Raw genomic sequence first — 12245 nt, 5'->3', positions numbered from 1 at the left:
AGATTAGCGGGCCGGCCAGTGCGTCAGACAGGGATTCAGCGCTCCATGCCCAGGTTCAACTGGTGCAGCAGCCGCGCCAGTTCAGAAACCTCCCGCGGATCCCAGTCCGCCAGCCGCCCCGCATACCGGGCCCGGCGCGCGTCCCGTACCCGGCCCACCCGTGAGCGTCCTTCCTCCGTCAACTCCACCAGCCAGGCCCGTCCGTCCGCGGGATCGGGCGCGCGGGTGACGAGGCCGAGGTTCTCCAGGGCGCGCAGCTGCCGGGACATCGTCGCCTTGCCGACGCCGATGTACGCGGCGAGTTCCGTGGCCCGCTGGCGGCCGTACTCGTCGAGGCGGACCAGGAGGCCGTACGCGGAGGACTCCAGATCCGGGTGGACCTCGCGGGCCATCTCGCCCTGGTTGGCCCGGGCGCGCCGCAGCAGCACGGTCAACTCGCGTTCCAGCGCCAGGAACTCGGGCTGGTTCACACCACTCCCGGGCACGGCGGAGCCGGCTCCGCGTCCGCCGCCGTTCGTGTCTTCGTGCACGTCAGTCCCTGCCTCGGTTTTCCCGGTCGTGAAAGTTTCCGCCAAATGCCGTCATCGCCGCAGCTCGGCCAGTATTTCGCAGGCTTAGACCAACGGCAGCCTCCGGCCCCTCTTCCCTCGTGCTCGTCTACGTGCGTAGCTTCTTTATCAGGCACTTACTGGCATGACCACGCCAGGAACGCCAGGACACCCCCCACGTTCCGGTACGTTCCCCCACCGAGCCTTTCGGAGGCTTGCATGCCCCTGCACAGACTCAGACCGGTACGTCCCCTCCTCGCCGCCCTCGTCGCCCTCGTCGGCACCCTGCTCGCCGCCGCCCCCTCCCCCGCCGCCGACACCCCCGCCCGCGGCTCCGCGTACATGGGCATCGGCGTCCTCGCCCACGACGGCCAGAACGGCACCCCCCGCGACACCCGCGCCGCCCAGACCGAAGGCGTGGACGTCTCCGGCCACCAGGGCAACGTCGCCTGGTCCACGCTGTGGAGCAGCGGGGTGAAATGGGCGTACGTGAAGGCGACCGAAGGCACGTACTACACGAACCCCTACTTCGCCCAGCAGTACAACGGCTCCTACAACGTCGGCATGATCCGCGGCGCGTACCACTTCGCCACCCCGGACACGACCGGCGGCGCCACGCAGGCCGACTACTTCGTCGACCACGGCGGCGGCTGGTCCAGGGACGGCAGGACGCTGCCCGGCGCCCTCGACATCGAGTGGAACCCGTACGGCGACTCCTGCTACGGCAAGACGCAGAGCGGAATGGTCACCTGGATCCGCGACTTCCTGAACCGCTACAAGGCCCGCACCGGCCGCGACGCCGTCATCTACACCGCCACCAGCTGGTGGACCCAGTGCACGGGCAACTACGGCGGCTTCGCCACCGCCAACCCACTGTGGATCGCGCGCTACGCGTCGACCGTGGGGACGCTGCCGGCGGGGTGGGACTACTACACCATGTGGCAGTACACGTCTTCCGGGCCGACCGTGGGCGACCACGACAAGTTCAACGGGGCTCTCGACCGGGTCGTCGCCCTCGCCAACGGCTGACACATCGGCGTACGGCGAAGGCCCGGGCCTCCCTCACGGGACCCGGGCCTTCACCTCATCCGGTCGCGTCCGTCACGCCGCGACCGGACGGCTTGCGGTGACCGGACGTCATGCCGCGGCCGGAACTCGCGCCGCGGCCGGGCGTCACGCCGCCACCGGTACCTCCGGCGTCGCCCCGTTCGTCGCCGGGGACAGCGCCAGTTCCAGGACCTGGCGGACGTCGGTCACCGGGTGGACCTCCAGCTTGTCCAGCACCTCGGCGGGGACGTCGTCCAGGTCGGCCTCGTTGCGCTTGGGGATGATGACGGTCGTGACGCCCGCCCGGTGCGCGGCCAGCAGCTTCTGCTTCACGCCGCCGATGGGCAGGACCCGCCCGGTCAGGGAGACCTCGCCGGTCATCGCCACGTCCGTGCGGACCAGTCGGCCGCTGAGCAGCGACGCCAGTGCCGTCGTCATCGTGATGCCCGCGCTCGGGCCGTCCTTCGGGACCGCGCCCGCCGGGAAGTGGATGTGCACGCCCCGGTCCTTGAGGTCGCCGACCGGCAGTTCCAGTTCGGCGCCGCGCGAGCGCAGGAAGGACAGGGCGATCTGCGCGCTCTCCTTCATCACGTCGCCCAGCTGACCGGTGAGAGTCAGGCCCGCCGCGCCCGTCTCCGGGTCGGCCAGCGACGCCTCCACGTACAGCACGTCACCGCCGGCTCCGGTCACCGCCAGGCCCGTCGCCACACCCGGCACCGCGGTGCGGCGCTCCGCCGGGTCCTGGGCGGACTCGGGGACGTGGTGCGGACGGCCGATCAGGTCCCGCAGGTCCGCGTCCGTCACGGTGAACGGCAGCTTCCGCTCGCCCAGTTCGTGCTCGGCGGCGACCTTCCTCAGGAGCCGCGCGATGGACCGCTCCAGGGTGCGGACGCCCGCCTCGCGCGTGTACTCGCCGGCGAGCTTGCGCAGCGCGCTCTCCTCCAGCGTGACCTCGTCCTTGTCGAGGCCCGCCCGCTCCAGCTGGCGCGGGAGCAGGTGGTCACGGGCGATGACGACCTTCTCGTCCTCGGTGTAGCCGTCGAGGCGGACCAGTTCCATACGGTCGAGCAGGGCCTCGGGGATCGCCTCCAGGACGTTCGCCGTGGCGAGGAACACCACGTCGGACAGGTCGAGTTCGACCTCCAGGTAGTGGTCGCGGAAGGTGTGGTTCTGCGCCGGGTCCAGGACCTCCAGGAGGGCGGCCGCCGGGTCGCCGCGGTAGTCGGAGCCCACCTTGTCGATCTCGTCCAGCAGGACCACCGGGTTCATCGACCCGGCCTCCTTGACGGCCCGCACGATCCGGCCGGGCAGCGCGCCGACGTACGTACGCCGGTGGCCGCGGATCTCCGCCTCGTCGCGGACGCCGCCGAGGGCGACGCGGACGAACTTGCGGCCCATGGCGTGCGCGACGGACTCGCCGAGCGAGGTCTTGCCGACACCGGGCGGCCCGACGAGCGCCAAGACGGCACCGCCACGGCGGCCGCCCACGACACCCAGGCCGCGCTCGCTGCGGCGCTTGCGCACCGCGAGGTACTCGGTGATCCGCTCCTTCACGTCCTCCAGGCCCGCGTGCTCGGCGTCCAGGATCGCCTTGGCGCCCTGGATGTCGTACGCGTCCTCCGTCCGCTCGTTCCACGGGAGTTCGAGGACGGTGTCCAGCCAGGTGCGGATCCACGACCCCTCGGGGGACTGGTCGGAGGACCGCTCCAGCTTGTCGACCTCCTTCAGCGCCGCTTCCCGCACCTTCTCCGGCAGGTCGGCGGCCTCCACGCGGGCGCGGTAGTCGTCGGACTCCTCGCCGTCCTTCTCGCCGTTGAGCTCGCGCAGTTCCTTGCGTACGGCTTCCAGCTGGCGGCGGAGCAGGAACTCGCGCTGCTGCTTGTCGACGCCTTCCTGGACGTCCTTGGCGATGGTCTCGGCGACGTCCTGCTCGGCGAGGTGGTCGCGCAGCTGCTGGGTGGCGAGCTTGAGGCGGGCGACCGGGTCGGCGGTCTCCAGCAGCTCGACCTTCTGTTCGGTGGTCAGGAACGGTGAGTAACCGGAGTTGTCGGCCAGGGCCGACACGTCGTCGATGGCCTGGACACGGTCGACGACCTGCCAGGCGCCGCGCTTGCGCAGCCAGGCGGTGGCGAGCGCCTTGTACTCCTTGACCAGTTCGGCGACATGGCCGGGCAGCGGTTCCGGGACGGACTGGTCGATCGTGGTCCCCTCGACCCACAGGGCGGCGCCCGGGCCGGTGGTTCCCGCACCGATCTGCACCCTGCCCCGGCCGCGGATGAGCGCGCCCGGGTCGCCGTCGGCCAGCCGGCCGACCTGCTCCACGGTGCCGAGCACGCCGGTGCTCGCGTAGGTTCCGTCGATCCTTGGCACCAGCAGGACCTTCGGCTTGCCGGGTTCCGAACGGGCGGCGGCCTGCGCGGCCTCCACCGCGGCACGCACGTCGGCGTCGTTCAGGTCCAGCGGCACCACCATTCCGGGCAGCACGACCTCGTCGTCGAGCGGCAGCACAGGCAGAGTGAGCGGTGTGGACGTCGAAGCCATGATCTCCCCTTCGGCAGTCAAGTTGAGCTATGCCGACTCAATGCACGTGAGCCTTTGATTGTTCCCCCGGGCGCGTTCGCTGTGAGCGATCACCTCTGTCGGGGTGGACGACAGTCCACGTATCGTCACCAACGGTAATAACCGCTGAAGCATTCCACCCATTACAAGGAGATGTCGTGGACGAGACCGTGCGGGCCTGGGTGGACGGGTGGGTCGTCTCGCGCGGGGCGGCCCCGCCGGTGGTGGAGCCCTGGGGCTGCACGATCGACATGGGCATGGAGGGGCACGTCACCCGGCATGTCTTCGGCGCGGTCGGCGACGGCGTGGACGAGGCGGCCGTACGCAAGGTCGCCGAGGCGGTGACCGGGGCCGGGGTGTGGCTCAAGGTGTTCCGGGACCCGGCCGTGGTGGGCGACTGGCTGGGCGCGGACTGGTGGATCGACCCGGAGCCCGGGTACCTGATGACCCTCCCGCTGACGCGCGACGCGGCGGACCTCCGGGTCCCGGACGGCTACCGGCAGCGCACCTGGTCCCGCGGCGGGGTCGTCCGCACGATGATCGCCGGCCCCGACGGCTCCTGGGCGGCCCGGGGCCAGCTCGCCCCGACCGGCGCCACCGCGGTCGCCGACCAGATCGCCACGTCCCCCGCCCACCGGCGCCGCGGCCTGGGCACCCTCGTCATGCGCACGCTCCAGCGGGCGGCGCTGGAGCAGGGGGCGGAACGGTGCGTGCTGGCGGGGACGCCCGAGGGACGGGCGTTGTACGAGTCGCTGGGGTGGACGGTGTCGGCGCTGCTGACGAGCGCGAAGTACACCGGGGGCTGAGGCCGGGGCAAGCGGAGGGCGCGGAAAAGAAGTTGCCCCCTCCCCGACACCCCGTACGTTCACCCCGTGACCGATACACAGACCTTCCTCGCCGCCTACGACGACCAGATGCGCGGCGCGCCGCCCACCCCGCCGGTCGGGGTGACGTACGAGAAGGACGGGCCGCTGCTGCGGATCGTCGGACAGTTCCGCGGGTTCGTGAGCGGACCGCGCGAACTCGGCCTGGAGGGCGCGGAACTGGACCGGTTGATCATCCGGCAGCGGGACTTCTTCGCCGGGCGGGGTGAGGCGGTGGAGTGGAAGACCCGCAGCCACGACACCCCCGCCGACCTCACCACGCGACTCCGCGCGGCGGGGTTCGTAGCGGAGGACCGGGAGACGGTGCTGATCGGCCGGGCCGCCGACATGGCCACCCAGGAGCCGGTGCTGCCCGCCGGCGTGAGCCTGCGGCGCGTCACCGCCGACGCGGACCTGCGGCGGATCGCGGCCATGGAGTCGGCCGTGTGGGGCCAGGACTGGGGCTGGCTCGCGGACGACCTCATCGGCCGGGTCGCCGCCGCCCCCGACGAGATCGCGATCTACGTCGCCGAGGCGGACGGCGAGGTCGTCTCCGCCGCCTGGCTGGCCTTCCGGGCGGGCACCCAGTTCGCGAGCCTGTGGGGCGGCTCCACGCTCGCCGCGTGGCGGGGCCGGGGCGTCTACCGCGCGCTCGTCGCCACCCGCGCCGCCCTCGCCGCCGCCCGGGGCGTCACCTACCTGCACGTCGACGCCTCCGACGACAGCGCCCCCATCCTGCGCCGCCTGGGCTTCACGGCGGTGACGACGACCACGCCGTACGTGTGGACGCCGGGCGACCGCGGCCGGCCCTGATCCGTCGGCGGACGAACAACGGGCTCTCCTACCGGCGTTGGCGGCAGTCCAGGCCAAGGCCCGTTTGCCGGACGGGAACTGACGGAAGAGAACTTCCTGCACGCCGTATTCTGAGCCGGCGTGAAGGGGGGATGGCTCATGGGGCCGTTGATCGCTGTGATGGGGAGCGCCGATCCGGGGCGGCGGCTGGACCCGCCGCTGACGGACGCGGACGACGCGCTGAAGGCCTGCGAGGAGATCGGCGCGGAGCTCGCGGCCGAGGGGTGCCGGATCATCGTGTACTCCAGCGAGGCGCAGTTCGTCGAGAGCCGGGTCGTCACCGGCTTCCTGACCCGGGAGGACCTGCCGGACGGCTCCGTCCAGGTCCGGCCGCCCTACGAGGACGGCGACATCGACTTCCCGCTGCGTGACGAGCGGCCCGAGGTCTTCGACCTGCGGTACGAGCCGGGCAACGACTGGGAGGTCAGCTTCTACCGGTCGCTGCGCGACGTCGACGGGGTCATCCTCGTCGGCGGCGGCCGCTCGACGCTGGTCACGGGGATGATCTGCCTCGCGTTCGGGATACCGCTGTATCCGCTGGCGGCCTTCGGCGGTTCCGCCCGCAAGGTCTGGGAGACCATGAACCGGTCCACCCATCACGCCACGGCGGACGAGGTGTCCGCCATGGGCGCGCAGTGGGGTCCGGGCAGCGCCCAGCGGCTGGTGCGGCTGCTGGGCACGCAGCGGGAGCGGCGCGCGGAGAAGCAGCGCGAGGAGGCCAGGTCCCGGCTGGGCGCCACCCTGCGGGCGGGGCTCGGCGCGGTCACCGGGATGCTGCTGCTTCTGCTCGGCTTCGCGACCATCCCGCTCACGTACGCCGTCGAGTCGAGCACCGCGGTCAACCTCAGCGCGCTGATCGTGGGCGCGCTGGCCACCGGCACCTCGGGGGCGATCACCCGGACCGTCTTCGACCGCGAGACCCACTGGGCGCGGACGGCGGTCCTCGGCATGTCGGCCGGCGGGATCGCCTTCCTGCTCTTCGTCTCCGCCCAACTGGCCGCGTCCCCCGACATCCTGGCCGGCGAGGGGGTCCGCCGCCTGCTGTTCTTCGTGCTGGCCGTCGGCTATGTCTCGGGCTTCACGTTCGACGCGGTGTACAACCGCCTGAAGCAGGCGGAACCGCCCGCGCCGCCGGTGCTCCCGGGGCTGCCGACGGGGGTGCCGGGCGGGGCGACGCCGCCGCAGGGGCCTGGAGGCGCCTGATGGAGTCGCCGGCCCGGCTCAACGTCTTCCTCAGCCACCGCTACCACTCCCCCGCCGAGAACCTGTACTTCTGGGAGCTGCTCAGCTCCGCCGAGGACGTCTCGTTCCGCGTCGACGAGGCGGTCTCCTTCACCAGTCCCGTCCGCCTGGAGCGCATGATCCGGGACGCGGACGGGTTCGTCGGCATCCATCCGCTGCCGGGCGACCCCCGCGCAGTTCATCTGCTGCCCCGGCTGCGGCACATGGCACGCTACTTCCGGCTGGAGTTGGGCATGGCGGTACGGGCCCGCAAGCCGACCGTGGTCTTCCACGACCAGCGGCTGCTGCCGGTGTTACGGGCTCCGGAGAGCGTACGTCTCGTGCCGTACGACGCCCAGGAGACCGAGGCGGCGACGCACTCCGCGCTGCCCGGGAAGGTCGAGTCGGTCTACCGGGGTTTCCTCGCCGAGGCGCACCTGTCGGCGTCGGCGCAGCGGCGGCGGTCCCACCACCAGCGCCGGGTGGGTCTGGTCGTGTCGCCCGGGAACAGGTCCGCCACCCCCGCCCTGACCGAGGCCCTGGAGGAACACTCCTGGGAGCCCGTCGTCCTCCCCTGGCCACCCCGTCTCGACCTCGACCTGTTCACCCGGTTACGGGCCTGCGACTGGGTGATCGTCGACCTGGACACCGTGCCCGGCCATCTCGTGGCCGCCTTCACCCACGGCCAGTTCGTGCCGACGCTGCCGATCGTCTCGCCCAGGGCCCCGGGGACGCCGGAGGAGACGCTCTACGGCGGGAGCGCGACCGGCCATCGCAAGGCGATCGTGCGCTGGGACGATCCCGACGGCCTCGTCGCGGCCGTCGAACCCCATCTGCGGGTCATCGACGAACAGCCCCGCTACATCGGCAGCACCGCGCAGGCCCTGGACTACTTCCGCTCCGCCGCCAAGCGCAACGAACGCGTCTTCCTCAGCTACGCCTCCGCCAACCACGACCACGCCGCCACGTTCTCGCAGTTGCTGAACGAGCGCTTCCAGAACGTCTTCGACTTCCGCCGGCACGGCGCCATCGGGGTCGGCGAGGACTGGCTCGACGACCTGATGGGGAACCTGGCCAAGTCCGCGGTCGGGGTGCTGCTGCTGTCGAAGGAGTACATGGAGAGCAAGTACTGCATGCTGGAGGCCCGGGAGTTGTACCGGCACTCCATCGAGGGGGACGTGCGCCTCGTGCCGGTCTGCCTGGAGAAGCTGGACCTGCCCGACTTCCTCCAGCGCACCCAGTACCGCAACCTCGCCCGGCACACCCCGCAGGGCATCGTCACCGAGCTCCTCGACCAACTCCCGCCCACCGCCTGACCATCGGCCAGCAAGCCACCCCGATCACCAGCGAGAACAGGTGCCCCCAGGCGCTCAGCGGATCGGTGAGCGCCACCAGGTCCTGCACCAGCATCCACCCGAACCCCACCAGCAACGGCCACCGCAGCCACGGCCGCAGCAGCCCCGCCAACGCCCCGAAGCTCGCGGCGACACCGAAGCTGATGCCGTAGTCCAGGCGGTGCAGCGAGCTGTCCGGCAGATGCCCGGCCAGCACCGCGAGCCCCACCGGCAGCTCGGTCGCCAGCGTCGCCAGGACGTGCCCGAGCAGAAAGACGACCGCCGTCCGCGCCCCGCCGATCCGCCGCTCCAGCGCGGTCAGGACGAGGAGGAAGCCGAGGGCGTACGGCGACAGCAGCCCGCCCGCGATCCACAGCGCACTGGCCGGCAGCACGAGTGCCGGCGTCCGCACGAGGTGCGCGACATCGGTGCTGGAGGCCTGGAGCAGGCGGTGCACGAGGTCGGGGTCGGCGTACTCGGTGACCAGTGAGGTCACGGCGAGGACGGCGGCGTACCCGAAGGTGAAGGGGGTCCCGGTAGGGGTGGGGAGGAGGCGCCAGGGGCGGCGGCGGGCCGGAGCCGCGCGGGTGGCCGGAGCCGGTGTCCGCTGGGCGGGGATGCCGTCGAGCAGCTCGGCGGCATCCGGAAGACCTGCCGTCTCAGTCCGTTCCACCGCGAGGCACTCCTTCCGTTTCACCCCACGATTCGCGCCCGACCCACCCGCTGTCTGTGACCGGCGCCACGCGGACCGCGATTCACAGACAGTTCTCAACAACCGCCCGGCGCACGGCGGGCAGGCCCCCGCTGTCGTACCACCACCCCGAAATTGCCTGTACAGAAGCCGCCGAACTGCGAAAATGACCCGATGCCCATCTCGTACGACACCCCTGAAGTCCTGGACCGTCGCGAGGGCCCGCACGGCGAGGTCGTGCTGCGCCGGCACGGTCGGTTGCTCCAGATCATCGCCAACGGCTGTTTCCTGATGGACACCTCGGACGGCCGCTCGGAGCGGCTGCTGGTCGACGCCGCGCTCGCCGCGCTGGACGACCGGCCCGCGCCGAGCGTGCTGATCGGCGGGCTCGGCGTCGGCTTCTCGCTCGCGCACGCCGCCGAGAATCCGCGCTGGGGCCGGATCACGGTCGTGGAGCGGGAGGCGGCCATCATCGACTGGCACCGGGACGGCCCGCTGTCCGCACTCTCCGCGCGGGCGCTGGCGGATGCACGCGCAAAGATTCTGGAAACGGACCTTGTCACTTACGTCAATGAGACATCGGACACGTACGACGCGCTGTGCCTGGACATCGACAACGGACCCGGCTGGACCGTCACCGAGGGCAACGACGGGCTGTACTCGCCGGCCGGACTGGCCAGCTGCGCAAGGGCGTTGAGGCCGGGCGGGGTGCTGGCGGTGTGGTCGGCGCAGCCCTCTCCGGAATTTGAAAGTTCCCTATGGAATGCCGGGTTCCAACAGGTGCGTACCGAAGAGATCCCGGTTGCCCGGGGCGTTCCGGACGTCGTGCATCTCGGCGTCCGACCTGGATAGCCGTGGCGCGGTGACTCCCCGTACGCTGCTGCCCTGACGCAGATCATTCAAGCGTCAATCGCAAGCATGCGCAGGCAAGCCAGAGAGCGGAATCACCCCACTGATTCCGGAAAGCAACTTTTGGGGCGGGCGATGGAGCAGACACACACCTCCCACAACGGCACGGCTACGGCCACCCCGGGCGCGCAGCGCCGGGTGCTGGTGGTCGAGGACGACCCGACGATCGTGGAGGCCATCGCGACCCGGCTGCGCGCCGAGGGATTCCTCGTGCAGACCGCGGGCGACGGTCCGTCGGCGGTCGACACGGCCGAGGCCTGGCAGCCCGATCTGCTGATCCTCGACATCATGCTGCCCGGCTTCGACGGCCTGGAGGTCTGCCGCCGGGTGCAGGCCGCCCGTCCGGTGCCGGTGCTGATGCTGACCGCGCGGGACGACGAGACCGACATGCTGGTCGGGCTCGGCGTCGGCGCCGACGACTACATGACCAAGCCGTTCTCCATGCGGGAGTTGGCGGCCCGGGTGCACGTCCTGCTGCGGCGCGTGGAGCGGGCGGCGCTGGCCGCCGCGACGCCGAGAAGCGGCATCCTGCGGCTCGGCGAGCTGGAGATCGACCACGCGCAGCGGCGGGTACGGGTCCGGAGCGAGGACGTCCACCTCACGCCGACCGAGTTCGACCTGCTGGTGTGCCTGGCGAACACCCCGCGCGCGGTGCTCTCCCGGGAGCAGCTGCTGGCCGAGGTGTGGGACTGGGCGGACGCCTCCGGCACCCGCACGGTCGACAGCCACATCAAGGCGCTGCGGCGGAAGATCGGCGCCGAGCGGATCCGCACGGTGCACGGCGTGGGTTACGCCCTGGAGACGCCGACGCCATGAGCGAGGGGCCGGCCGGACGGAGAGGCCCCGGGGGGCCCGGGGATGCCAAGGGTGCTCCCGGTGAGTCCTGGGGCAGCGTGCGCCCGTTCTCGATCAAGACCAAGCTGGGGGCGCTGGTCGTCGCCTCGGTCCTGATCACCACGGGCCTGTCGATGATCGCGGTGCAGACGAAGACGGAGATCCGTTTCATCACGGTCTTCTCGATGATCGCCACGCTGCTGATCACCCAGTTCGTGGCGCACTCGCTCACGGCCCCGCTGGACGAGATGAACGCGGTCGCCCGCTCCATCTCGCACGGCGACTACACCCGCCGGGTCCGCGAGAACCGCCGGGACGAGCTGGGCGACCTCGCCGAGACCATCAACCGCATGGCCGACGACCTGGAGGCCCAGGAACAGCAGCGCAAGGAACTCGTGGCGAACGTCAGCCACGAGCTCCGTACGCCCATCGCGGGCCTCAGGGCGGTGCTGGAGAACATCGTGGACGGGGTCTCGCCCGCGGATCCCGAGACGATGCGTACGGCGCTGAAGCAGACGGAGCGGCTCGGCCGCCTTGTCGAGACGCTGCTGGACCTCTCGCGCCTCGACAACGGCGTCGTACCGCTGAAGAAGCGCCGTTTCGAGGTGTGGCCGTATCTGTCGGGCGTGCTGAAGGAGGCCAACATGGTCGCCTCGGCGCGCGCCGGCTTCAGTTCCGGGTCCGGCAGCCACACGCGCACCGACGTGCATCTGCACCTGGACGTGACCCCGCCGGAGCTGACCGCGCACGCGGACCCGGAGCGGATCCACCAGGTGGTGGCGAACCTCATCGACAACGCGGTCAAGCACAGCCCGCCGCACGGCCGGGTCACGGTGAAGGCGCGGCGGGGCTCCCTGCCCGAGTCCCTCGAACTGGAGGTCCTCGACGAGGGCCCCGGCATTCCGCGCTCGGAGTGGCACCGCGTCTTCGAGCGGTTCAACCGCGGCAACATCACCCGGCCGCACGGTCCGGGCAGCGACGGCGGCACCGGGCTCGGGCTGGCGATCGCCCGCTGGGCGGTGGATCTGCACGGCGGCCGGATCGGAGTGGCCGAATCCGAGCGGGGGTGCAGGATTCTTGTCACTCTCCCGGGACTTCGTTCTCTGCCAAGTTGACGTAAAGTTCCCAGTGGAGCTTCAAGATCCACGGGTGTCCGCGCTGACGGACACGTGTGATCGGCCACAGGCCCGCGCCTCAGGCGTCCAGGGGCCGTGCTCACCCCTTCCCAAGTGACGCCGTGAGAACCGGAACCACGCTTGTTTCCCGCCATTTCCAGCGGCGAAACACGGTTTTCGATGTGACTTACACGACGATGAACCGGCCCGGCCTGACCTTCTGGGTCTTGGAGGCGTAGCCTTTATTCCCGCTGTCCATCACCTTGTGAAGC

The 12245-nt window shown here is 71.1% G+C and carries 11 protein-coding genes; 8 read left to right on the top strand and 3 right to left on the bottom strand.

Annotation, left to right across the window (positions count from 1 at the left end; genetic code table 11):
* Positions 1–35 precede the first annotated feature (35 nt).
* Positions 36–530, bottom strand: coding sequence for a MarR family winged helix-turn-helix transcriptional regulator (locus EJC51_RS32510; RefSeq protein WP_126274328.1), 495 nt, complete (start codon positions 528–530; stop codon positions 36–38).
* A 237-nt stretch (positions 531–767) separates the two neighbouring features.
* Here EJC51_RS32510 and EJC51_RS32505 point away from each other — a divergent pair, with 237 nt between their 5' ends.
* Positions 768–1577: a lysozyme gene (locus EJC51_RS32505; RefSeq protein ID WP_126274327.1), complete on the top strand. Its 810-nt coding sequence runs from the start codon at positions 768–770 to the stop codon at positions 1575–1577.
* 144 nt (positions 1578–1721) lie between these two features.
* Here the strand turns inward: EJC51_RS32505 and lon are convergent, their stop codons facing one another.
* Entirely contained in the window at positions 1722–4136 is a 2415-nt protein-coding gene (gene lon, locus EJC51_RS32500; protein ID WP_126274326.1) for an endopeptidase La, read from the bottom strand.
* 176 nt (positions 4137–4312) lie between these two features.
* On the opposite strand from lon, the gene EJC51_RS32495 reads away from it, so the two are divergent.
* The 4 genes from EJC51_RS32495 to EJC51_RS32480 all read left to right on the top strand — a co-directional run bounded on the left by EJC51_RS32495 (position 4313) and on the right by EJC51_RS32480 (position 8406).
* The gene (locus EJC51_RS32495) at positions 4313–4960 is read left to right on the top strand and encodes a GNAT family N-acetyltransferase (RefSeq protein ID WP_126274325.1); all 648 of its coding nucleotides are present in this window, start codon (positions 4313–4315) and stop codon (positions 4958–4960) included.
* A 108-nt stretch (positions 4961–5068) separates the two neighbouring features.
* A complete protein-coding gene (locus tag EJC51_RS32490; protein ID WP_126277214.1) occupies positions 5069–5830 on the top strand; it encodes a GNAT family N-acetyltransferase in 762 nt (253 codons plus the stop codon).
* A 138-nt stretch (positions 5831–5968) separates the two neighbouring features.
* Positions 5969–7072: a hypothetical protein gene (locus tag EJC51_RS32485; RefSeq protein WP_126274324.1), complete on the top strand. Its 1104-nt coding sequence runs from the start codon at positions 5969–5971 to the stop codon at positions 7070–7072.
* Positions 7072–8406 carry a toll/interleukin-1 receptor domain-containing protein gene (locus EJC51_RS32480; protein WP_126274323.1) on the top strand — a complete coding sequence of 445 codons (1335 nt, stop codon included), beginning with the start codon at positions 7072–7074 and terminating at the stop codon, positions 8404–8406. Before EJC51_RS32485 ends, EJC51_RS32480 begins: the two co-directional genes overlap by 1 nt.
* Here the strand turns inward: EJC51_RS32480 and EJC51_RS32475 are convergent.
* The gene (locus tag EJC51_RS32475; protein WP_244362949.1) at positions 8369–9097 is read right to left on the bottom strand and encodes a rhomboid-like protein; all 729 of its coding nucleotides are present in this window, start codon (positions 9095–9097) and stop codon (positions 8369–8371) included. The two genes, EJC51_RS32480 and EJC51_RS32475, sit on opposite strands and share 38 nt — an antisense overlap.
* A 192-nt stretch (positions 9098–9289) precedes the next feature.
* Here EJC51_RS32475 and EJC51_RS32470 point away from each other — a divergent pair, with 192 nt between their 5' ends.
* From EJC51_RS32470 to EJC51_RS32460, 3 genes are all read left to right on the top strand, one after another.
* Entirely contained in the window at positions 9290–9967 is a 678-nt protein-coding gene (locus tag EJC51_RS32470; RefSeq protein ID WP_126274322.1) for a spermine/spermidine synthase domain-containing protein, read from the top strand.
* 132 nt (positions 9968–10099) lie between these two features.
* Positions 10100–10840, top strand: a complete 741-nt coding sequence (locus EJC51_RS32465; RefSeq protein ID WP_126274321.1) for a response regulator transcription factor — start codon at positions 10100–10102, stop codon at positions 10838–10840.
* A complete protein-coding gene (locus EJC51_RS32460) occupies positions 10837–11973 on the top strand; it encodes a HAMP domain-containing sensor histidine kinase (protein ID WP_126274320.1) in 1137 nt (378 codons plus the stop codon). Before EJC51_RS32465 ends, EJC51_RS32460 begins: the two co-directional genes overlap by 4 nt.
* The last annotated feature ends 272 nt before the right edge of the window (positions 11974–12245 follow it).

Source organism: Streptomyces aquilus, from assembly GCF_003955715.1.
Lineage (GTDB): Bacteria > Actinomycetota > Actinomycetes > Streptomycetales > Streptomycetaceae > Streptomyces > Streptomyces aquilus.
The sequence above is the reverse complement of the archived record's forward strand: the minus strand, read 5'-3'. Positions and strand labels throughout refer to the sequence as shown.

Bases quoted from the DNA above. Each gene is read 5' to 3' on its own strand.
- EJC51_RS32470 (WP_126274322.1), top strand. From the start codon at position 9,290: ATGCCCATCTCGTACGACACCCCTGAAGTCCTGGACCGTCGCGAGGGC.
- EJC51_RS32465 (WP_126274321.1), top strand. From the start codon at position 10,100: ATGGAGCAGACACACACCTCCCACAACGGCACGGCTACGGCCACCCCG.
- EJC51_RS32460 (WP_126274320.1), top strand. From the start codon at position 10,837: ATGAGCGAGGGGCCGGCCGGACGGAGAGGCCCCGGGGGGCCCGGGGAT.
- EJC51_RS32485 (WP_126274324.1), top strand. From the start codon at position 5,969: ATGGGGCCGTTGATCGCTGTGATGGGGAGCGCCGATCCGGGGCGGCGG.
- lon (WP_126274326.1), bottom strand. From the start codon at position 4,136: ATGGCTTCGACGTCCACACCGCTCACTCTGCCTGTGCTGCCGCTCGAC.
- EJC51_RS32490 (WP_126277214.1), top strand. From the start codon at position 5,069: ATGCGCGGCGCGCCGCCCACCCCGCCGGTCGGGGTGACGTACGAGAAG.
- EJC51_RS32480 (WP_126274323.1), top strand. From the start codon at position 7,072: ATGGAGTCGCCGGCCCGGCTCAACGTCTTCCTCAGCCACCGCTACCAC.
- EJC51_RS32505 (WP_126274327.1), top strand. From the start codon at position 768: ATGCCCCTGCACAGACTCAGACCGGTACGTCCCCTCCTCGCCGCCCTC.